The 19,288-nt window shown below is 40.3% G+C and carries 25 protein-coding genes; 16 read left to right on the forward strand and 9 right to left on the reverse strand.

What is annotated here, in order from left to right; all coding sequences use genetic code 11:
* Nucleotides 1–66: 66 nt before the first annotated feature.
* The 6 genes from lptB to ATS76_RS01105 are packed head-to-tail and all read right to left on the reverse strand — an operon-like array spanning nucleotide 67 to nucleotide 4,361.
* Nucleotides 67–792, reverse strand: a complete 726-nt coding sequence (gene lptB, locus ATS76_RS01080; protein ID WP_058550694.1) for an LPS export ABC transporter ATP-binding protein — start codon at nucleotides 790–792, stop codon at nucleotides 67–69.
* Nucleotides 789–1,325 (reverse strand): lipopolysaccharide transport periplasmic protein LptA, encoded by a 537-nt coding sequence (lptA, locus tag ATS76_RS01085; RefSeq protein WP_058550695.1) that lies wholly within the window; start codon nucleotides 1,323–1,325, stop codon nucleotides 789–791. Before lptA ends, lptB begins: the two co-directional genes overlap by 4 nt.
* Nucleotides 1,315–1,869: an LPS export ABC transporter periplasmic protein LptC gene (gene lptC / locus ATS76_RS01090; RefSeq protein WP_058550696.1), complete on the reverse strand. Its 555-nt coding sequence runs from the start codon at nucleotides 1,867–1,869 to the stop codon at nucleotides 1,315–1,317. The genes lptA and lptC overlap by 11 nt, the downstream gene beginning before the upstream one ends.
* Nucleotides 1,866–2,417, reverse strand: coding sequence for a 3-deoxy-manno-octulosonate-8-phosphatase KdsC (kdsC, locus tag ATS76_RS01095; protein WP_058550697.1), 552 nt, complete (start codon nucleotides 2,415–2,417; stop codon nucleotides 1,866–1,868). The genes lptC and kdsC overlap by 4 nt, the downstream gene beginning before the upstream one ends.
* Nucleotides 2,418–3,389, reverse strand: coding sequence for a KpsF/GutQ family sugar-phosphate isomerase (locus ATS76_RS01100; protein WP_058550698.1), 972 nt, complete (start codon nucleotides 3,387–3,389; stop codon nucleotides 2,418–2,420). It lies immediately after the preceding gene.
* A 3-nt stretch (nucleotides 3,390–3,392) separates the two neighbouring features.
* Nucleotides 3,393–4,361: a calcium/sodium antiporter gene (locus tag ATS76_RS01105; RefSeq protein WP_058550699.1), complete on the reverse strand. Its 969-nt coding sequence runs from the start codon at nucleotides 4,359–4,361 to the stop codon at nucleotides 3,393–3,395.
* Nucleotides 4,362–4,735: 374 nt separating this feature from the next.
* Here ATS76_RS01105 and ATS76_RS01110 point away from each other — a divergent pair, with 374 nt between their 5' ends.
* The 7 genes from ATS76_RS01110 to murA are packed head-to-tail and all read left to right on the forward strand — an operon-like array spanning nucleotide 4,736 to nucleotide 9,401.
* Entirely contained in the window at nucleotides 4,736–5,551 is an 816-nt protein-coding gene (locus ATS76_RS01110; RefSeq protein ID WP_074210176.1) for an ATP-binding cassette domain-containing protein, read from the forward strand.
* On the forward strand, nucleotides 5,551–6,330 hold the full coding sequence (gene mlaE / locus ATS76_RS01115; RefSeq protein ID WP_006792105.1) for a lipid asymmetry maintenance ABC transporter permease subunit MlaE: 780 nt from the start codon (nucleotides 5,551–5,553) through the stop codon (nucleotides 6,328–6,330). The genes ATS76_RS01110 and mlaE overlap by 1 nt, the downstream gene beginning before the upstream one ends.
* A 14-nt stretch (nucleotides 6,331–6,344) precedes the next feature.
* The gene (gene mlaD / locus ATS76_RS01120) at nucleotides 6,345–6,893 is read left to right on the forward strand and encodes an outer membrane lipid asymmetry maintenance protein MlaD (protein ID WP_006792106.1); all 549 of its coding nucleotides are present in this window, start codon (nucleotides 6,345–6,347) and stop codon (nucleotides 6,891–6,893) included.
* A 5-nt stretch (nucleotides 6,894–6,898) separates the two neighbouring features.
* Nucleotides 6,899–7,579 carry an MlaC/ttg2D family ABC transporter substrate-binding protein gene (locus ATS76_RS01125; RefSeq protein ID WP_058550700.1) on the forward strand — a complete coding sequence of 227 codons (681 nt, stop codon included), beginning with the start codon at nucleotides 6,899–6,901 and terminating at the stop codon, nucleotides 7,577–7,579.
* On the forward strand, nucleotides 7,572–7,865 hold the full coding sequence (locus tag ATS76_RS01130; RefSeq protein ID WP_058403244.1) for an STAS domain-containing protein: 294 nt from the start codon (nucleotides 7,572–7,574) through the stop codon (nucleotides 7,863–7,865). The genes ATS76_RS01125 and ATS76_RS01130 overlap by 8 nt, the downstream gene beginning before the upstream one ends.
* Nucleotides 7,866–7,870: 5 nt before the next feature.
* Nucleotides 7,871–8,128: a BolA family protein gene (locus ATS76_RS01135; protein WP_006792109.1), complete on the forward strand. Its 258-nt coding sequence runs from the start codon at nucleotides 7,871–7,873 to the stop codon at nucleotides 8,126–8,128.
* 13 nt (nucleotides 8,129–8,141) lie between these two features.
* Complete coding sequence (gene murA, locus ATS76_RS01140; protein ID WP_058550701.1) at nucleotides 8,142–9,401, forward strand: UDP-N-acetylglucosamine 1-carboxyvinyltransferase; 1,260 nt, start codon at nucleotides 8,142–8,144, stop codon at nucleotides 9,399–9,401.
* A 46-nt stretch (nucleotides 9,402–9,447) separates the two neighbouring features.
* Here the strand turns inward: murA and ATS76_RS01145 are convergent, their stop codons facing one another.
* Entirely contained in the window at nucleotides 9,448–10,404 is a 957-nt protein-coding gene (locus ATS76_RS01145; protein WP_235590904.1) for a trypsin-like peptidase domain-containing protein, read from the reverse strand.
* Here ATS76_RS01145 and ATS76_RS19350 point away from each other — a divergent pair.
* Nucleotides 10,319–10,648: a hypothetical protein gene (locus ATS76_RS19350; RefSeq protein WP_235590906.1), complete on the forward strand. Its 330-nt coding sequence runs from the start codon at nucleotides 10,319–10,321 to the stop codon at nucleotides 10,646–10,648. The two genes, ATS76_RS01145 and ATS76_RS19350, sit on opposite strands and share 86 nt — an antisense overlap.
* Here ATS76_RS19350 and ATS76_RS01150 read toward each other — a convergent pair.
* Nucleotides 10,632–11,984 carry a Do family serine endopeptidase gene (locus ATS76_RS01150; protein WP_008130320.1) on the reverse strand — a complete coding sequence of 451 codons (1,353 nt, stop codon included), beginning with the start codon at nucleotides 11,982–11,984 and terminating at the stop codon, nucleotides 10,632–10,634. The genes ATS76_RS19350 and ATS76_RS01150 overlap by 17 nt on opposite strands.
* A gap of 131 nt (nucleotides 11,985–12,115) precedes the next feature.
* Nucleotides 12,116–12,559 (reverse strand): YhcB family protein, encoded by a 444-nt coding sequence (locus ATS76_RS01155; RefSeq protein WP_058403240.1) that lies wholly within the window; start codon nucleotides 12,557–12,559, stop codon nucleotides 12,116–12,118.
* A 133-nt stretch (nucleotides 12,560–12,692) separates the two neighbouring features.
* Here ATS76_RS01155 and zapE point away from each other — a divergent pair, with 133 nt between their 5' ends.
* The 8 genes from zapE (at nucleotide 12,693) to ATS76_RS01195 (ending at nucleotide 19,196) form a co-directional block, all read left to right on the forward strand.
* Entirely contained in the window at nucleotides 12,693–13,781 is a 1,089-nt protein-coding gene (gene zapE / locus ATS76_RS01160) for a cell division protein ZapE (RefSeq protein ID WP_058550703.1), read from the forward strand.
* A gap of 270 nt (nucleotides 13,782–14,051) precedes the next feature.
* The gene (gene rplM, locus ATS76_RS01165; RefSeq protein ID WP_002957960.1) at nucleotides 14,052–14,480 is read left to right on the forward strand and encodes a 50S ribosomal protein L13; all 429 of its coding nucleotides are present in this window, start codon (nucleotides 14,052–14,054) and stop codon (nucleotides 14,478–14,480) included.
* Between the two features lie 8 nt (nucleotides 14,481–14,488).
* Complete coding sequence (gene rpsI / locus ATS76_RS01170; protein WP_086007041.1) at nucleotides 14,489–14,881, forward strand: 30S ribosomal protein S9; 393 nt, start codon at nucleotides 14,489–14,491, stop codon at nucleotides 14,879–14,881.
* A gap of 579 nt (nucleotides 14,882–15,460) precedes the next feature.
* Nucleotides 15,461–16,051 carry a ubiquinol-cytochrome c reductase iron-sulfur subunit gene (gene petA / locus ATS76_RS01175; protein ID WP_006792117.1) on the forward strand — a complete coding sequence of 197 codons (591 nt, stop codon included), beginning with the start codon at nucleotides 15,461–15,463 and terminating at the stop codon, nucleotides 16,049–16,051.
* Nucleotides 16,051–17,316, forward strand: coding sequence for a cytochrome b (locus tag ATS76_RS01180; protein WP_006792118.1), 1,266 nt, complete (start codon nucleotides 16,051–16,053; stop codon nucleotides 17,314–17,316). The genes petA and ATS76_RS01180 overlap by 1 nt, the downstream gene beginning before the upstream one ends.
* Nucleotides 17,313–18,056 carry a cytochrome c1 gene (locus ATS76_RS01185; RefSeq protein ID WP_058550704.1) on the forward strand — a complete coding sequence of 248 codons (744 nt, stop codon included), beginning with the start codon at nucleotides 17,313–17,315 and terminating at the stop codon, nucleotides 18,054–18,056. Before ATS76_RS01180 ends, ATS76_RS01185 begins: the two co-directional genes overlap by 4 nt.
* 79 nt (nucleotides 18,057–18,135) lie before the next feature.
* Nucleotides 18,136–18,762 carry a stringent starvation protein SspA gene (gene sspA / locus ATS76_RS01190; RefSeq protein WP_006792120.1) on the forward strand — a complete coding sequence of 209 codons (627 nt, stop codon included), beginning with the start codon at nucleotides 18,136–18,138 and terminating at the stop codon, nucleotides 18,760–18,762.
* Nucleotides 18,762–19,196 carry a ClpXP protease specificity-enhancing factor gene (locus ATS76_RS01195; RefSeq protein WP_058403237.1) on the forward strand — a complete coding sequence of 145 codons (435 nt, stop codon included), beginning with the start codon at nucleotides 18,762–18,764 and terminating at the stop codon, nucleotides 19,194–19,196. The genes sspA and ATS76_RS01195 overlap by 1 nt, the downstream gene beginning before the upstream one ends.
* Nucleotides 19,197–19,288 lie beyond the last annotated feature (92 nt).

Here is a 19,288-nt window from a genome sequence, read left to right on the forward strand (position 1 = left end):
TCTCTAACAATCCTTTTAAGTTGTTATAATTAATACTAGCAGATGCATACAAATAAGGCGTAAATGTTACAGCCTAAATTGCTCGCCTAAATATACATCGCGTACAGTTTTATCGTTTAATACGTGTTCAGGGGTACCAGAAGCAATCAGTTCCCCATGAGAAACAATGTAGGCTTTTTCGCAAACATCAAGGGTTTCTCTTACATTATGGTCTGTTATTAATACACCAATACCACGGTTTTTAAGGTGTTCAATAATTTTTTTAATATCCAACACTGAAATAGGGTCAACGCCGGCAAACGGCTCGTCTAATAAAATAAACTTTGGATCTGCTGCTAAAGCACGTGCAATCTCTACTCGGCGACGCTCTCCGCCCGATAGTGCCATACCTTTGCTGTCGCGAATGTGTTGAATGCTAAATTCATCCAATAGATTATTAAGTGTATCTTCTCTGGCTTGCTTAGTGAGCTCCTTTCGAGTTTCTAAAATAGCCATTAAGTTTTGATATACGGTTAACTTTCTGAATATAGACGACTCTTGCGGCAAGTAGCCAATGCCTAATCTAGCACGACTGTGCATAGGTAAAAGAGTAATATCGTTCTCGTCGATAGATATTTTACCTTTATCGCTAGGGACTAAGCCTACAATCATATAAAACGTGGTGGTTTTACCTGCACCGTTAGGACCAAGTAAGCCCACTATGCTGCCGGCTTTAACTTCTAAGCCTACATTTTTAACGACTTCTCGGCCTTTGTAGCTTTTGGCTAATAGCTCTGCTTTTAATGTACTCATGGCTGACCTTTATCGCTTTTTTTTGGCTCCACAGGTACTAAAATGGTGTGCACGCGATCAGTTGAGCTTTCATCTTTTTCGGCGCTAATGAGTTGTTGCTCAATATCGTAGGTAATGCTTTTTGCATTCATTTTTTGCCCAGCTTGAGAGACCTGGGCATCTCCAATTAATGTTAAAAAACGTTTAGAAACATCGTATCTAACTTCATTAGCGCTGGCGCTCATTATTGTGCCGTCGGCTTGTTTTTCTTCAAAATAAGCAGGTGTACCTGTGGCAATTAACAGTTGCTTGTTATCACCCAATTCATCGCGTTTATGCACTTCTAGTCGGTCAGCGGTAATTTTTCTGTCGCCATGAATAATTTCAACGTTTTTTTCGAATATACCTACATTTTCTTTTAGTTGACCTTCTTGCTTATCTGCACTAATCGAAATTTGATTTGCAGTAAGTGGCGCCGTTGGTTCAGCGGCATTTGCACCGAATGCAAGTATAAATGTTGGAATGATAAAGAGTGTTAATAGTTTATTGGTCATAATAAATAGTTCGCGTATGGTTAATTAGTTTTATCACTTCGGTTTTTAAATCGGCTTCGAGGCCTTTACCGGTGATCTTTAAATTGGGTCCTGTAACAATGACAGGTTGCTCTGATTGCATCGTTAGTAATTTTATATCTACCTGAATATTATCAGTATTTATCTTATCTATCATTGCGTTATCAGTTAAATTACTAGCAACAACGTTACCTTCTAGTATTAATTGTCTGCCTTCGTATAATGTTGCTTCGTTAGCGTTAATTCGCCACGTTTGTTTGTCGTTATAAAGCGTAAAAATGGGTTTATCAAAAAAGGTAAATCCTAACTCTTGATATAACTCCATTCGCGCTGCCGTTACTTTGTGGCTAATTTTCCCATTCTCGTCATACGCAGTTTGTTTTAGCTCTATGGCAGTGTAATCGGGCTTTGCAATTATGTCTGCTTCGGTTTGCTGCGGTAAACTTACTTGTGTGAAATAAGGGTACCAAAGCCAAACCATACAGCTGATGAATAAAACGCTTAATATGATGCGCGCTGCATTCATGAACTCGTACCTTTGGTGGTCAAGGGTTTGTTGTTTTCAAGCATTAGCAGGTCGGTAAGCTCTCTCACTGCACCAAATCCACCAAGCATTTGTGTGGTGTAATGCGCTAAACGTTTTATTAGCGGATGTGCGTCATTTACTGCAACAGCAAACCCTACTAACTCCATTACTGGCATGTCAGGGCCATCATCGCCAATGTAGGCAATTTGCTCATCACATAAGCTAAGCTTTGTTTTTAGCTCCTCATAAGCGAGGAGTTTGTTTTCTTGGCCTTGGTAAATGTGTTGTACTGTTAGGCTTGTCATACGTTGTTGTACTATTTTTGAGTGTCGTCCGGTAATAACCGCAACGTCAAAGCCGCTGTTAATTAGCGCTTTAATGCCAAAGCCATCTTTTGTATTAAATGCTTTGAGCTCTTCACCTTGGTTACCCAGATAAATACGACCATCAGAAAACACACCATCAATATCACAAATAAGCAGCTTTACTTTTTTAGCACGTGCTTTTGCGTCTTCGCTTAGAGGTTGATAGAGCTCTTCAAATTGCATTTATAGTACTCCTGCTTTTAATAAGTCTTGCATATTTAATGCACCAATAGGGTGATTTTGCTCATCAACAATTATTAAGCCATTTATACGTTTTTGCTCCATAATATTTAACGCTTCAGCGGCCAAAATATCTTGTGTTGCAGTGGTGCAGGACTTAGTCATCACAACATCTATTCGTGTTGTATGTATATCAATTCGTTGTTCTAAAATACGGCGTAAATCACCGTCAGTAAATAGCCCTACAAGTTGCTGCTGAGAATCAACTATGGCCGTCATACCTAACCCTTTGGCCGACATTTCTATTAGCGCATCTTTTATAGTTTGCGTAACATTAATAATAGGTGTGTTTTTACCGCTATGCATGACATCTTTTAAGGTCAGCAGCAAACGTTTACCTAAACTACCGCCGGGGTGAGATAGTGCAAAGTCATCAGCTGTAAAACCACGGGCTTCTAAAAGTGCAACCGCCATGGCATCACCCATTGCAAGTGTTGCTGTTGTGCTTGCGGTTGGGGCTAAGCCTAACGAACAGGCTTCTTTTTGAACTTTTATGCAAATATGTACGTTTGCAAGCGTGGCCATCGTTGAGCTTGCGTTGCCTGTCATGGCTATCATTTTGGCGCCAAGGCGTTTTAAAACAGGAATTATATTGAGTACTTCGCTTGTTTCACCAGAGTTAGAAATGAGCATAACCACATCATTTTTAGTGATCATCCCCAGATCGCCATGACTGGCCTCACCCGGATGCACAAAAAAAGCAGGGCTACCAGTACTTGCTAATGTTGCTGCTATTTTATTACCAATATGACCTGATTTTCCCATACCTATAACGATAGTTCGGCCTTGGCAATCATATATTAATTGACATGCTTGATGAAAATTTTCATCCACATATTGTGCAATATCACTCAATGCTTGGCGCTCTATATCTAATACACGTAAGCCTTGTTCAATAAAATTTAGCGTTGCCATTACTTACCCTACTTGACTAAAAATATACCCTTGGTAGCCCAAAAATGCGATTAATAATAAGCTGCCTTCTACTCTATTGATGCGTTGAGCACCCCTAAAGTTCAATGACATGATAATAAGCGCAACAGTGGCACCAATCATTATTAGTATGTCGCGGTTAGCAACCGACGGGTCAATCACTGAAGGGTTAATAATGCCTGCAAAAGGCAATACTGCAAGAATATTAAAAATATTAGAGCCAACAATATTACCCAGCGCTAAATCATCTTCATTTTTAAGTACGCCCGCAATCGAGGCAGCAAGCTCAGGCAGGCTAGTTCCTATTGCAATAATTGTTAAGCCAATCACTAAATCGCTTAAGCCAAAGTATTTAGCAATATCCACCGCTGAATCAATTAAAAAATGTGCGCTAATAGGGAGTAAAACCATACCAATAACCAACCAAAGAATGGCCTTTTTAGTTGGTACGTCGTTTGGTACTTCGTCACATGCTTCTGATACAAATGGGTCTGTTTGATTTTTTGCACGCAGCGAAACAATAATTAGCCCGCCAATAAATACGACAAAACCAATTAATAACGCAACGCCTTCGGTGAACGAAAAGTAGTTATCTGAAAATATATACCAGGTAGCCAGCGATATGATAAGCACTAACGGGATTTCACGTTTTAATGTGCTTGAAGAAACGCTAAGAGGCCTAAATAAAGCGGTAATCCCTAATACCAGCAAAATATTTGTGATATTTGAGCCAATTGCGTTACCTACCGCGGTGTCGGTTTTTTCTGCTAATGCGGCTGAGGCCGACACCATCATTTCAGGTGCTGATGAGCCCATGGCAACAACGGTCAAACCAACAATTAAGGTCGGTACACCAAAGTTTTTAGCCAGTGCCGCAGCACCATAAACAAACCTGTCAGCACTCCAAACTAGGGCTGCAAAACCAAGAATCAAAATAACAAACGAGGTAACCATTGTATTAAGCCAGTTGTTCAAAATAGGAATGGCGCGAATAGTAACAAATGCCACGATGAAAGTATAAATAAAAGAGTAAGGTCAACTACGTAGACTAATTCATTTTACTAAAAATTAATTAGTAGGAGCTGGCAGCCTTTGAGTATCAATTTATAGGAAGTAATCACTCTTCAATAGCTCAGCCTTACCTACATACTAAACAGTTTACTTTAAATTTGATTTCGACAGGGGGACAGGTCCTATTTTAAGTGTTGGTTAAGTGAATATAAGTGAGTCTTAATGTGTGTTTTGCACGTACATTACAAAATCTTACGAATTGTTTTTTCCATATTGGATCAAAAAGATTTAAAATAGGGGCACTAGTGAACATTTTTATGGAGAGCGACTTGTCGCAATCAATAGTAGAAGTCAAGGATGTTAGCTTTTCCAGAGGCGATAGGGTCATATATAAAAATATGAGCTTTAGTGTGCCTAAAGGCAAAATCACTGCGATTATGGGACCAAGCGGCATTGGTAAAACTACGATGTTGCGTTTAATTGGTGGTCAATTAAAACCCGACTCGGGTGATATTTTATTTGAAGGTGGCAGTATTCCTTCCATGACGCGCTCAGAATTATATGAAGCGCGTACAAAAATGAGCATGCTATTTCAAAGTGGTGCTTTGTTTACTGACATGTCCGTGTTTGACAATATTGCTTTTCCGATTCGCGAGCACACAAAACTAAGTGAAGACCTTATTCGATTAGTTGTGCTAATGAAGTTGCAGGCTGTGGGTTTGCGTGGTGCTAAAGATTTAATGCCCTCAGAGTTATCTGGCGGTATGGCAAGGCGTGCTGCTCTTGCGCGCGCAATAGCGCTCGATCCAGAGCTTATTATGTATGACGAACCGTTTGCTGGCCAAGATCCTATTTCAATGGGCGTGCTTGTAAAGTTAATTAAATCGCTCAATCAAGTATTGGGTTTGTCGTCTTTAATTGTGACCCATGATGTGACTGAAGTCATGAGTATTGCCGATCACGTTATTATTATTGCCGATCAGGGCGTAATAGGTTCAGGTACGCCAGATGAAATGCGCAATCATGAGTCTGAGCTAGTTCAGCAATTTTTAAAAGGTTTGTCCGATGGCCCTGTTCCATTTCATTTCCCCGCGCAAGCCTATGCAGATGAGCTGCTTGGAGAAAAAGCCTAATGTTGGATCTGTTTCAAAAGTTAGGGCATAAAACGCTTGGGCGCTTTGCTGCCCTTGGCCGCTCAGCTTATATGTTGTTTAGTGCACTTGCGCATGTTCCTAATTTTAAAAAAGGCACACCGCTGCTTGTGCGCCAGCTTTATATGGTGGGCTCGCAATCACTACTAATTATTATGGTTTCTGGCTTGTTTATCGGTATGGTACTCGCACTGCAAGGCTACACCGTATTAGTAGGGTATGGCGCTGAAGATAGCTTAGGGCCGCTTGTTGCGCTGAGTTTATTACGCGAGTTAGGCCCCGTAGTTACTGCACTATTATTTGCGGGGCGTGCTGGTAGTGCACTTACCGCAGAAATAGGCTTAATGAAAGCCACCGAGCAACTCTCATCGTTAGAGATGATGGCAATTGATCCACTTAAACGTATTATTGCACCCCGCTTTTGGGCTGGCTTTATTAGCATGCCTTTACTTGCAATTATATTTTCTGCCGTTGCAATTATAGGTGCTCATTTAGTTGGGGTTGATTGGTTAGGTGTAGATACTGGTAGTTTTTGGTCAATTATGCAATCGCAAGTGTCGTTTCAGGCTGATGTGCTAAACGGCATAATTAAAAGTTTTGTATTTGCAATAGTTGTAACTTGGATTGCACTTTACAAAGGCTATGACTGTGTTCCAACATCGGAAGGGATCAGCAAAGCAACTACCGAAACAGTTGTACATTCGTCATTGGCCGTTTTAGGTTTCGACTTTATTTTGACAGCGGTAATGTTTACTAGCTAATTAGGGTATAAATAATGAATTCACGGAAATTAGAAATTTTAGTTGGCTTTTTTGTAGCGCTTGGCATTTTAGCTTTTGCTATGTTAGCGCTTAAAGTAGCGAATGCGGGTATTAGTGGCTCAGGCGAAACCTATTCACTTAATGCAAAATTTGAAAATATTGGCTCATTAAAAGCACGTGCCCCTATAAAAGTGGGTGGTGTGGTAATTGGTCGAGTTGAGTCGATTTATGTTCATCCAAAGGAGTTTTTACCTGTGGTTGATATGACCATTGATGCGCAATACCTATGTCGTTTTTCAGATACAAGCTCTATATCAATACTTACATCGGGTATTTTAGGCGAGCAATACTTAGGTATAAACCCTGTTATTGCTTCTAGTTCAGCGGAACAGCGCTGTTTAGGTGAAACAGTAACTAACAATGAACAAGATACAGCAATTGATGATTTATTTGGCGTAGAAAGTAAGGCGTTAGGCAATGGAGATTCAATTATTGATACTAAGTCTGCCATTGTATTAGAAGAATTAATTGGGCAGTTTCTATTCAACCAAGGTAGTGAGTAATTATTATGTTGAAAAAGTATTTAGCTATTATAACACTTAGCGCACTGAGCCTAGTGCAAACGGTGAGTGCTGCAGAAGTAAAATTAGACGATCCAAATAAAATGGTACGAAAAGTATCAGAGCACACATTTGACCGTATCAAAAAAGATCAACCATTGATTGTTAAAGATCAAGAGTACCTTCGCGTTATCGTTGAAGAAGAGTTGATGCCCTATATTGATTATAAATACGCAGCACTTCGTGTACTAGGAAGTGAAGTATCTAAAGTACGCGCAATTACTGATGATGCTGAAAAGGCACAAGCAATTAAAGATATTCAGCGCTTTATTGGCGTGTTTAGAGAGTATTTAGTTGCGACCTACGCTGGTGTATTTACCCAATATACTAATCAACACGTTGAATTTGGTGCACCACAACCATTTAAAGGTCAGGATGTAGTTGTAGTAAAAACAAAAATAATTGAAGATGGTAAGCCAGATATCCGCATTGATTTTAAAGTTCGTGAAGATCGCAGTGGGCAGTGGCGTGCATACGACATGATTGCTGAAGGCATAAGCTTGTTAGATGCCAAGCAAAGTGAACTGCAAGGTATTTTACGTCAACAAGGTATCGACAAGGTAAGTGATCTTTTAGAGCAAAAAAGTAAGCTTCCAGTTCAATTTAGAGGTAACAGCTCGAATGACTAAATTGGCCATAAGCCAAATTGACGAGCAACAGTTTCGAGTGAGCGGCGAGCTCTCTCGAAATTCAATTGGCGATGAACAACTTCTGAACAAGCAGCTACAAACTAAGCATAAAACCATCTATTTTGACCTAAGTGGGGTGTCAAGGGTTGACACAGCCGGCTTAGCTTGGTTAATTCACTCTTTTGCAGAATTAAAGCAACAAGGTATTCGCCTTGAATTGCAAAATCCACCTGAGCAATTGCAAAATTTAATGCAATTGGGTCAAGTTACAACCCTATTTGAGTGAGAGTTATGGAAACTAGCCAAGTCGAAACATTATTACGCGAAGAACTTCAATTAGCAGAAGTTCATGTAAAAGCCAATGGAAGCCATTATGAAGTTGTTGCCGTAGGTGAGTGCTTCGACGGTTTAAGCCGAGTTAAAAAGCAACAGCTAGTATATGGCCCATTAATGAATACTATTTCAGACGGTACTATTCATGCAGTTTCTATTCGTGCTTTTACACCGACTGAGTGGAAACGCGAACAAAAATTTATTTTACCGCAATAAATAGGGCCCCCTAATGGATCAATTTGTTATTCAAGGTGGCACTTCACTTGCTGGTGAGGTGACTATTTCTGGTGCTAAAAATGCGGCACTGCCTATTTTATTTGCCTCACTTTTGGCCGATGGTAAAAGTACATTTACTAATGTGCCGCGCTTACGCGATATTGTTACTACCGAAGCTTTACTAAAAACATTAGGTGCAAATGTAAATTGGCAGGGTGATACACTTATAATTGACGGTGCAACCGTTGATAAAACCTTGGCTCCATACGATTTAGTGAAACAGATGCGCGCGTCTGTATTAGCATTAGGGCCTTTAGTTGCTCGCTTTGGTGAAGCGCAAGTTTCATTGCCTGGCGGCTGTGCTATTGGTGCACGTCCTGTTGATATTCATATTCAAGGTATGGAACGTTTAGGTGCGCAAATTAGCGTTGAAAATGGCTACATTAATGCAAAAGTGGATGGTCATTTAAAAGGCGCTGAAATCTTTATGGAGATGGTCAGTGTAGGCGCAACCGAGAACTTGTTGATGGCAGCAGCATTAGCCGATGGTAAAACAGTACTTGAAAACGCAGCACGCGAGCCTGAAATTACCGACTTAGCTAACTGCTTAATTGCAATGGGCGCTAAGATTAAGGGTGCTGGAACAAGCCGTATTGAAATTGAAGGTGTAGAGCGCCTAGCGGGTTGTGAACATAAAATTTTACCGGATCGTATTGAAACAGGTACTTTTTTAGTTGCTGCAGCAATGGCTGGCGGTGAAGTATTGTGTAAAAACACAGACTTCCATTCACTTGAACCTGTTATTGAAAAACTGCGCGCTACAAATGCCTTACTTGAAGTAAAAGACGATTCTATTTATCTAGATATGCGTGGTCGTGATCTTAAAGCTGTGAATGTTAAAACTGCACCACATCCGGGTTTTCCAACCGATATGCAAGCTCAGTTTACTGCTCTTAATGTAGTGGCTAACGGCAGTGCGACAATTACAGAAACCATTTTTGAGAATCGCTTTATGCATGTGCCTGAGTTACAGCGCATGGGCGCAAACATTCGCTTAGAGGGTAATACAGCGATATGTGGTGAGACTAAAAGCTTGTCAGGTGCTCAAGTAATGGCTACTGATTTACGTGCATCAGCGAGCTTAATTCTTACCGGTATTGTTGCGCAAGGTGAAACAGTTGTTGACCGTATTTATCATGTTGATAGAGGGTATCAGCGTATTGAGGATAAACTCAGCGCGCTAGGCGCGAACATAAAGCGTAGAGCAAGCTAACAAAGTCAAAGTATAGGTCGGTGTATACTCACCGACCTTTTAGGCTTTAGAGCTTAGTTTCAAGCTCGGCAACCGTCACCATTATTTTTTCGATTTTCCCATCTCTATACAATTCAAATTCTATTTTTTTACCTGGTTCAGTATTGCCAATTTTTTCGAGTACCTTTTGTGGGTTAGCCACTGAAAGCCCAGCAATTTTTATTACAATATCTTGCTCTTCAATTCCCGCTTGCCAAGCAGGCCCTAATGGATCTAAATTTGTAATACGCATGCCGCTCACAGGGGTTAAGTTATCATTTACTTCTTTGCCAGTGCTGTCTACTGCTGTGCCTTCAAACCCTAAGTAACCACGGACTACACGGCCATGGCGAATTAGCTTAGCCATGACCTCCTTAGCTAAAGTGTATGGGACAGCAAAAAAGATGCCTTGAATGTTTAAGTTTTCGCGAGTTTTAAATTGCGCCGAAGTAATACCTACTAAATCACCATTTGAATTAACAAGTGCGCCACCGGAGTTTCCTACATTAATTGCCGCATCCATTTGAAGTAGGTTATTAAACGGGCTATCGGTAATTTTTTGTTTGCCTGTGGCACTAATAATTCCCTGTGTGATTGTTTGCCCTAGATTAAGTGGGTTGCCAATAGCTAATACAACATCACCCACACTTGTCGTGTAGTCATCGTTTACAGGGATAACAGGAAGGTGTTCTGCATTTATTTTTAGCAGTGCTAAATCAGTAATTGTATCAAAACCAATAAGCTGGACATCAAAAAAACGTCGGCCGTCAGTTAAAATCACCATAATGACATCAGCATTATTAACAACATGATAATTAGTTAGAATGTAACCATCTTGCGACATAATTACGCCTGAGCCTAGCTCCTGAACGGTGTTTTTTCTTTTGTAGCGTGGCTCCTTGGAAATACTTTCAGAAAAAATAGTAACGACAGAGGGGGCTGCGCGCTTTACTGCATCAGAAAAGCTTAAGTGGCTTGCACTCATTGCACTGGGGATAGGAACATTAGGCAGCAATGCCGCTCTCATATTTGGGCTGAAAAACACCACCAAAAAAGCAATACTGAGGCCTGCAAATAGAGGGGGGAGAACAAATTTAATGAATTTCAGCACAAGTTTCTTATTATTAAAGGAGCAATCCCTTTATGATGGCACAAAAAAAATAACAGCGGCAAGTGCCACTGTTATTTTTATTACACATATCCCGCGATTAATTACTGAATTAGAATAAATATAGACTCGCGTCCACGCTTAACGCCTAATACAATATTGCCTTTGGTGTTTTCGATGATTTTATTCATATCGCGAATAGTCTCAACACGTTGGCGGTTCACTTGTACTATCATGTCGCCTTCTTCTAGGCCTACGCGTGCAGAAGGAGAGCGAGGGTCGACAGAGGTAATCTCAATGCCTTTAGCATTATTTTTTTGAACATTCTCTAACTCAGCGCCTTGAAATGCGGGGTGCAGTTCTTCGCCAACCGCTTTAACACCAGATGCACCGTCGAGTGTGACTTTGAGCGTTTTTATTTTTCCATCTCGGTAAATACTGAGCTTTATTTCTCTGCCTTCACCTAATGTAGCAATTTTACTGCGCAGTTCATGGAAGCCGCTTATATCGCTGCCATTAATGCTTACAATAACATCCCCGGCTTTTATGCCTGCTTTACTTGCAGCGGTATCATCCATTACCTGCATTACATAAGCACCTTGTTTTACATCAAGTTGTTGTGCTTTAGCTAACCCCGCATCAAGTGGACGACCCGATATGCCTAAAGAGCCACGACGAACTTCACCATGCTCAATAATTTGATCAACCAAGTTTTTCATCATATTAGATGGAATAGCAAAACCAATTCCAACATTACCACCCGATGCACCTAAAATAGCGGTATTAATGCCAATCAACTCGCCATTTAAATTTACTAAAGCACCGCCTGAGTTACCTTGGTTAATTGCAGCGTCGGTTTGAATAAAATCTTCGTAACCTTCAATGTTCAAACCACTGCGTCCAAGCGCACTGACAATACCTGAGGTTACGGTGTGGCTTAAGCCAAACGGGTTACCTATAGCAACTGCAAAATCTCCGACTCGTAATTGGTCTGAGTTAGCGAGTTTGATTTCTGTCAGGTCATCAGCATCTATTTGCAGTAGTGCAATGTCAGACTCTTTATCCGTACCAATTTTAGTAGCTTCAAATTCACGTCCATCTTCGAGGGTAACGATCATTTTTTCTGCATCTTGGATCACGTGATTATTAGTAACCACATAGCCTTCATCTGCATCGATAATCACACCTGAACCCAAACCACTAAATTGGCGCTTTTGGCTGCGAGGTTGTTGCTGGCCAAAAAAGAACTCAAGCGGGTCTGCGCGGCGGCGAACTTCTTTAGAGCCTGATACCTGAATACTCACAACCCCCGGGGAGATTTGTTCAAGCATAGGTGCAAGAGTAGGTAGCTGTTGCCCGTTAACTGCTATTGGTAACTTTGCATAAGACGCTACCGGGCTCATTAATAAGCTTGTAGATAAAATAGCAGCACTGATAAGTGATAATTTCATTTTCATAGTCAGGGTTTACTCCACTTAGGAAAAACAAAAATTAAAAAAGGCTGCATAAGCAGCCTTTTTTAGTTTGTTAGTAAGATAAAACAACAAAGCTGTTATATCTAAAGACTATGGGGTCAAAAAAAAGTTCATCAAGATGCTTTAGAACGTTCCTGTACTTTATTTTCACCAGCAAATAAACCGGACTCACCCGACACAAAGTCTGCAGGTTGCGCCTCTGCTGAAGAGCGATCAGAACGGCGTTCTTTTAAAGATGCTTGTAATTGCTCTGTTGTTTCTTTTGAGAAGTATGGAGCTGCAGGTTCTTTATTTCTATCTTCTAAAAGTAATTGATTTGTTTCTTCAACGTGGCTAAGAAGCTGGTTGTAGTTATCTTTCATTTTATTTACAAGCTTGCTGGTACTTGCTAAATGGTCAGCTACGTCTTGGCGATATTGCTCAAGTGCATTTTGCGCTTGTTCCGCTTGCTCTTTTAATTCATCTTGTTTGAACTGTTTTTTAGTAACAAATGCACCAATAAAAAATGCTATAACCGCTACAATAACAATTAAACCTACCCATATCACTGTGCCCATAAAACTACCCCTTTGGGAAAATAACGAAAGAATGCTGATTCATTTATAAATCATATTAAGTGTAATATACCCCGAGTTATGATGCGTGTTAATATGCTTTACAAATTAAACTGCGTTTTGACAGAAAATACATATGACTCCTTGGCAAACATATCAACAAGATTTAAAACGAGATGACTTTGTACACGACGCAGCACAAGAAAATGCTGTGCGCCACTTGCAACGTTTATACGATGACCTCACACAAGCAAAACCAAAATCAACAGGTTTTTTCGCTAGTTTATTTAGTAAAAATGAACCCGAACCTATAAAAGGGCTTTATTTTTGGGGCGGAGTTGGACGTGGGAAAACGTACTTAGTTGATACTTTCTACGAAGCATTGCCAAGTGAACGAAAAATGCGCGTGCATTTTCATCGTTTTATGCACCGTGTGCATGACGAATTAAAAAAACTAAATAACACGGCCAATCCACTGGAAAAAGTTGCAGACATATTTAAATCAGAAACAGACATCATTTGTTTTGATGAGTTTTTTGTTCAAGACATAACGGATGCCATGTTGCTTGGTGGTTTAATGGAAGCATTGTTTGCTCGCGGAATTGTTTTAGTCGCTACCTCTAATATAGTGCCTGACGATTTATACCGAAACGGCCTACAACGTGCTCGTTTTATGCCTGCCATTGAGCTGGTAAAACTCAATACTGAAATAGTGAATGTTGACTCGGGTATTGATTATCGATTGAGAACGTTAGAACAAGCTGAAATTTTTCACAGCCCACTTGATGAGCAAGCAGATAAAAACCTGTTTGAATATTTTGATAAGTTGTCAGCTGAACCTGGCCAGCTTGATAAACCTATAGAAATAGAAGGGCGCTTAATAAAAACACGCAAAGTAGCCCAAAATGTTGTGCTATTTGAATTTAATGAATTGTGTGAGACCGCTCGAAGCCAAGTCGATTACATGGAAATTAGTCGCTTATATAACACGGTCATTATTTCTAATGTAAAACAGCTTGGTCAGAACAATGATGATGCAGCAAGGCGTTTTATTGCCTTAGTCGATGAATTTTACGAACGCCACGTGACGTTAATTATTTCAGCTGAAAAGCCAATTACCGAGCTTTACACGCAAGGCAACTTAAATTTTGAATTTAAACGCTGTATAAGCCGTTTACAAGAAATGCAGTCGTTAGAGTATTTAGCGAGAGAACATTTAGCTTAATAAACATTAGAATGCCGGTCGTTTTGCTTTCTTAACACTTATTTGTAAATAGCGATAATTTTCTTGTGGGAAAAACAACCGATCGGTAGCAATGTGATTTAAGTGCTGGTATACTCCCGCGTCTGCCACGTTGCGTTCTATGCCTTCATATAGTTTAGCCACTAATGAGCGGCGCAAAAGTCTAAAACTCGAAGGGGTTATAGCAAACTTAGAGCAGTAGTTAATATTAACTACTTGTGGTTTTAATTGAAAAACATTGGATTTTTATAAATGAAAACGTTTGTTGCTAAACCAGAAACAGTAAAACGTGACTGGTACGTAGTTGACGCTGAAGGTAAAACTTTAGGTCGCATCGCTACTGAAATCGCTCATCGCCTACGCGGTAAGCATAAAGCTGAATACACTCCGCACGTAGATACTGGTGATTACATCATCGTTATCAACGCTGAGAAAGTTACTGTAACTGGTAACAAATTTAAAGATAAAGTGTACTACGCTCACTCTGGTTTTCCAGGTGGCCTTAAGTCTACTACTTTTGATAAACTTCAAGCTGCAAAGCCTGAAATGATCATCGAGAAAGCAGTTAAAGGCATGTTGCCACGTGGTCCTTTAGGCCGCGCTATGTACCGTAAACTTAAAGTTTACGCAGGTACTGAGCATAACCATGCTGCACAACAGCCTCAGGTTCTAGACATTTAAGGAGCACTATCATGGCAAATCAATACTACGGTACAGGTCGTCGTAAAAGTTCAAGTGCTCGCGTATTCTTACGCCCAGGCACTGGTAACATCGTAATCAACAAGCGCTCTTTAGAAGAGTACTTTGGTCGCGAAACAGCACGCATGGTTGTTCATCAAGCTCTTGAGCTTGTTGATATGACTGAAAAATTTGACCTTTTCATCACCGTTTCTGGTGGTGGTACAACTGGTCAAGCTGGTGCTATCCGTCACGGTATCACTCGTGCACTTATGGAGTTTGACGAGTCACTACGTCCACAACTTCGTAAAGCAGGTTTCGTTACTCGTGATGCACGTAAAGTTGAACGTAAGAAAGTGGGTCTTAAGAAAGCGCGTAAGCGTCCACAGTTCTCAAAACGTTAATCTATACGTTATCAAGAATTCAAAAACCCAGCTTATGCTGGGTTTTTTGTTATTAGCGTAAAATTTCTTCAGATTCCTTTCCATTTTGATAAATTGTTAGCCTAAGCTGAACATTGCAAATTACCGTTTATGATGATCACACTGTGCAATAACGGCGTATTAATTGTACGAAAGGAAGTAAATAGCCAGATCTCTGCAAAAAAGTTAAATAATTATCGTAATTAGTTTAAATCCATCAGTTAATTGATGGAATTTTTTGCTACAATTGGCGTGGAAGTAAAACGATCAAGTTTTATAACACTATGTGTAGTCTTAAAACTTCCGCTTAGTGGAGTTGATCTTGGTCACTACATCGTTTTTACAGAAGTGATATTATTACTTTTCAGCTCGTGCTCGAACTAGCTTAATCAAACCATTGGTGAAATTAATATTTTTCAAGACTCGAGTTGTTAATAACCTTGTTTTAAACAAGGGTTTTAATTATGATCATTTCTATTTTAAAAATTTCGAATAATTAACCTGCTGTAACTGATGTTCTCAATATAGCAAGTGTTGAGAATCGTAAGTGGAGATAAGTGGATGAGCAATGCGCCTGTAGACAATGGCCGACGTCGCTTTTTAACCATAGCTACCTCTGTTGTTGGTGGTGTTGGTGCGGCTGGGGCTGCTGTTCCTTTTATTGCGTCTTGGAATCCAAGTGAGCGAGCTAAATCTGCGGGTGCGCCTGTAGAAGTAGATATCAGCAAACTTGAACCTGGACAATTAATACGTGTCGAGTGGCGTGGTAAACCTGTATGGGTTGTATCACGAACCCCAAAAATGCTTGAGCAAATGAAAGAACATGAAGGTCAACTTCGTGATCCGCAATCGCAAGAGCCACAACAATTAGAATCATCAACAAATGACTACCGTTCATTACGTCCAGAGATTTTTGTCGCTGTAGGTATTTGTACGCATTTAGGGTGTTCACCTAGCTTTTTACAAGGTGGCTTTGGTGAAAAAGTGGAAGGGACTGATGATGGTTTTTATTGTCCATGTCACGGTTCTAAATTTGATATGGCTGGCCGTGTTTTTCAATCGGTTCCAGCACCATTAAACTTAGAAATTCCACCATATACTTTTCTTGATGAAACCACTATTTTAGTGGGCGAAGAACAAGGGGTGGCCTAATGTTTGGTAAGATTATTGGTTGGATTGACGACAGAATCCCAATGACACGTGTTTGGAACATGCATATTGCACAGTATCCAGCACCTAAAAACTTTAACTTTTGGTACTTCTTTGGCTCATTGGCAATGTTAGTACTAGTGAACCAAATACTGACCGGCATTTGGCTAACAATGAACTACGTACCGTCTGCTGAAGGTGCATTTGCATCAATAGAATATATCATGCGTGATGTAGATTATGGTTGGTTACTGCGCTATCTGCATTCAACCGGTGCGTCTGCGTTTTTCATTGTTGTTTATCTGCATATGTTCCGTGGCATGATCTACGGTTCTTATCAAAAGCCACGTGAGCTACTGTGGTTGTTTGGTATGTTTATTTTCTTAGCACTGATGGCTGAGGCATTCATGGGGTATTTACTACCATGGGGTCAAATGTCATTTTGGGGTGCGCAGGTAATTATTTCATTGTTTGGTGCAATCCCTGTTATTGGTGATGACCTTACACTTTGGATCCGTGGCGACTACGTAATTTCAGGTGCAACGCTTAACCGCTTCTTTGCATTACATGTTATTGCACTACCATTAGTTATTGTAATTCTAGTATTTTTACACATTGTTGCACTGCATGAAGTGGGTTCTAATAACCCAGACGGTATTGATAACAAACGTAAAAAAGGCACGGTTCCTGAAGAAGATAAGCCTAAATTTAAGTTCCATGAATATTACACTGATAAAAAAGACATTATTGATGCGATTCCGTTCCACCCTTATTACACAGTAAAAGATATTGTGGGCGTGGTTGGTTTCTTAATCCTGTTTTGTTGGGTTGTGTTCTTTATGCCTGCTATGGGTGGTTTCTTCTTAGAAGCGCCAAACTTTGAAGCGGCAAACCCACTTAAAACACCGGAACATATATTCCCTGTTTGGTACTTTACGCCATTTTACGCAATCTTGCGTGCAATCCCAGATAAACTAATGGGTGTTGCAGCAATGGGGGCGTCAATTGTAGTACTTGCGTTATTACCTTGGATTGACCGTGGTTCAGTTCGCTCTGTTCGTTACCGTTGTGGTTTCCACAAATGGAACATTGCAGGCTTTGTTGTTACTTTTGTTCTTTTAGGTTGGGTTGGTGCTACACCGCAAACTGACTTTAAAACGATTGTCTCGCAAGTTTGTACTGTGACTTACTTTATGTTCTTCGTGCTGTTATTTGTTTACAGTAAGAATGAAAAAACTAAGCCATTGCCTGAGAGGTTAACGAAATGATGAAAAAACTAATTATTGGTTTATTCGCTTTATCAGTAAATATGTTACCTGCAATGGCGGCAGGTCCGTCGGTTCCTTTAATGGAAGCGGGTAACGATATATCTGATCAGCCATCTTTGCAGCGCGGTGCTAAGTTGTTCATGAACTACTGTCTTGGTTGTCACCAAATGCAGTACCAACGCTATGAACGTACTTTCCGTGATATCGGTATTCCAACGGAAGTTGGCCAAGAGCAACTTATTTTTGATGGTTCAAAAGTAGGTAGCCATATCAAGAACTCAATGGCTAAAGATGATGCAGCGAGATGGTTTGGTGCGGCTCCGCCGGATTTAACCAATGTTGCACGTGTACGCGGAAGTGATTGGATTTACACGTACTTGAAATCATTTTATAAAGATGAGTCTCGCCCGTTTGGTGTAAATAATACGTTATTCCCATCAGTAGGTATGCCACATGTTCTACAAGAACTTCAGGGTGTTCCTACTCCTATTACTGAAGAAGTAACTGTTGACGGTGTAACAACTGTACATATCACAGGTACTGAAACAGATGGTTCAGGTGAAATGAGCGTAGATGAGTATGACCAAGCAGTTCGTGATTTAACGAACTTCCTAGAGTACGTCGGTGAGCCGACTCGACTTGAATCGGAAGCGCTAGGTATTAAGGTAATCGGATTTTTAATTATCCTATTTATCTTGGCATTTATGCTTAAGAAAGAATACTGGAGAGATGTTCATTAATTTTGAACATATTTAAAGGTAATTTTGCAATAGGGGCTTAAGCCCCTATTGCTGTTTTAGTTATTTAATGGAGGTAGGCATGGCCGTAGCTGCCAATAAGCGCCCTGTAATGACCCTTTTTTCTGGGGCTAACTGTATGTATAGCCACCAAGTACGCATAGTACTTGCAGAAAAAGGTGTAAGTGTAGATATTCATTTGGCTGAAAAGGACAATCTGCCAGAAGCACTTCACGAAATTAACCCTTACGGTACAGTGCCAACACTGATTGACCGTGAGCTTGGTTTATATCAGGCAAATATCATCATGGAATACCTTGATGAACGTTTTCCTCACCCTCCACTAATGCCTGTATATCCGGTCATGCGTGGCCGTAGCCGTTTAATGATGCATCGTATTGACACTGATTGGTACAGCCTTGCTGCTAAAATCAGCAATAACACATCAGATGCAGCACAAGCTCGTAAAGAGTTAACTGAGGCATTACTTGCGGTAGCTCCTATTTTTAGCGAAGCGCCTTACTTTATGAGTGAAGAGTTTAGCTTAGTAGATTGTTACTTAGCCCCACTACTATGGCGTTTACCTGAGTTTGGTATTGAGCTTAATGGTGCTGGTTCTAAAGAGATGAAAGAGTACATGATTCGTTTATTTGAACGTGAATCATTCCAAGCTTCGTTAACTGAAGCTGAGCGTGAGATCCGTTTATAATGACGCCTAATCGTCCTTATTTATTACGTGCTTTTTTTGATTGGATAGTCGATAACGATTGTACGCCGCATATTGTGGTGGACGCTGGTTTTGCAAATGTGCAAGTGCCTACACAGTTTGTGCAAGATGGACAAATTGTGCTGAACATTAGCCCATCTGCAGTTACACAGTTTTCGTTAGACTTAACTCAACTTAGTTTTAACGCGCGTTTTGGCGGTCAGCCAATGCAAGTTTACGTACCTTTAGGTGCTGTGCTTGCAATTTACGCTCGCGAAAACGGCGAAGGTACAGTCTTTACTGCAGACGAGTTTGTAGAGGACGAAGACGAGTTTGATGAAGGGCTAGAAAGTGTTGATTCATCAGAGTATATAGATGAAACACCACCAGAAAAACCTGAAAAGAAAAAAGGCTCACATTTACGTGTTATAAAATAATATGTGGATTACAAAAAAAACCGCTTAGAAGCGGTTTTTTTATTGCTGTAATTTAGTGACTTTTAATTAAAACCAATTCGCTTAATTAAGTA

It is taken from the genome of Pseudoalteromonas sp. 10-33 (assembly GCF_001469195.1).
GTDB lineage: Bacteria > Pseudomonadota > Gammaproteobacteria > Enterobacterales > Alteromonadaceae > Pseudoalteromonas.

Coding starts and splice junctions, on each gene's coding strand:
- lptB (WP_058550694.1), bottom strand. CDS start 792: ATGAGTACATTAAAAGCAGAGCTATTAGCCAAAAGCTACAAAGGCCGA.
- lptA (WP_058550695.1), bottom strand. CDS start 1,325: ATGACCAATAAACTATTAACACTCTTTATCATTCCAACATTTATACTT.
- lptC (WP_058550696.1), bottom strand. CDS start 1,869: ATGAATGCAGCGCGCATCATATTAAGCGTTTTATTCATCAGCTGTATG.
- kdsC (WP_058550697.1), bottom strand. CDS start 2,417: ATGCAATTTGAAGAGCTCTATCAACCTCTAAGCGAAGACGCAAAAGCA.
- ATS76_RS01100 (WP_058550698.1), bottom strand. CDS start 3,389: ATGGCAACGCTAAATTTTATTGAACAAGGCTTACGTGTATTAGATATA.
- ATS76_RS01105 (WP_058550699.1), bottom strand. CDS start 4,361: ATGGTTACCTCGTTTGTTATTTTGATTCTTGGTTTTGCAGCCCTAGTT.
- ATS76_RS01110 (WP_074210176.1), top strand. CDS start 4,736: ATGGAGAGCGACTTGTCGCAATCAATAGTAGAAGTCAAGGATGTTAGC.
- mlaE (WP_006792105.1), top strand. CDS start 5,551: ATGTTGGATCTGTTTCAAAAGTTAGGGCATAAAACGCTTGGGCGCTTT.
- mlaD (WP_006792106.1), top strand. CDS start 6,345: ATGAATTCACGGAAATTAGAAATTTTAGTTGGCTTTTTTGTAGCGCTT.
- ATS76_RS01125 (WP_058550700.1), top strand. CDS start 6,899: ATGTTGAAAAAGTATTTAGCTATTATAACACTTAGCGCACTGAGCCTA.
- ATS76_RS01130 (WP_058403244.1), top strand. CDS start 7,572: ATGACTAAATTGGCCATAAGCCAAATTGACGAGCAACAGTTTCGAGTG.
- ATS76_RS01135 (WP_006792109.1), top strand. CDS start 7,871: ATGGAAACTAGCCAAGTCGAAACATTATTACGCGAAGAACTTCAATTA.
- murA (WP_058550701.1), top strand. CDS start 8,142: ATGGATCAATTTGTTATTCAAGGTGGCACTTCACTTGCTGGTGAGGTG.
- ATS76_RS01145 (WP_235590904.1), bottom strand. CDS start 10,404: ATGAGTGCAAGCCACTTAAGCTTTTCTGATGCAGTAAAGCGCGCAGCC.
- ATS76_RS01150 (WP_008130320.1), bottom strand. CDS start 11,984: ATGAAAATGAAATTATCACTTATCAGTGCTGCTATTTTATCTACAAGC.
- ATS76_RS01155 (WP_058403240.1), bottom strand. CDS start 12,559: ATGGGCACAGTGATATGGGTAGGTTTAATTGTTATTGTAGCGGTTATA.
- zapE (WP_058550703.1), top strand. CDS start 12,693: ATGACTCCTTGGCAAACATATCAACAAGATTTAAAACGAGATGACTTT.
- rplM (WP_002957960.1), top strand. CDS start 14,052: ATGAAAACGTTTGTTGCTAAACCAGAAACAGTAAAACGTGACTGGTAC.
- petA (WP_006792117.1), top strand. CDS start 15,461: ATGAGCAATGCGCCTGTAGACAATGGCCGACGTCGCTTTTTAACCATA.
- ATS76_RS01180 (WP_006792118.1), top strand. CDS start 16,051: ATGTTTGGTAAGATTATTGGTTGGATTGACGACAGAATCCCAATGACA.
- ATS76_RS01185 (WP_058550704.1), top strand. CDS start 17,313: ATGATGAAAAAACTAATTATTGGTTTATTCGCTTTATCAGTAAATATG.
- sspA (WP_006792120.1), top strand. CDS start 18,136: ATGGCCGTAGCTGCCAATAAGCGCCCTGTAATGACCCTTTTTTCTGGG.
- ATS76_RS01195 (WP_058403237.1), top strand. CDS start 18,762: ATGACGCCTAATCGTCCTTATTTATTACGTGCTTTTTTTGATTGGATA.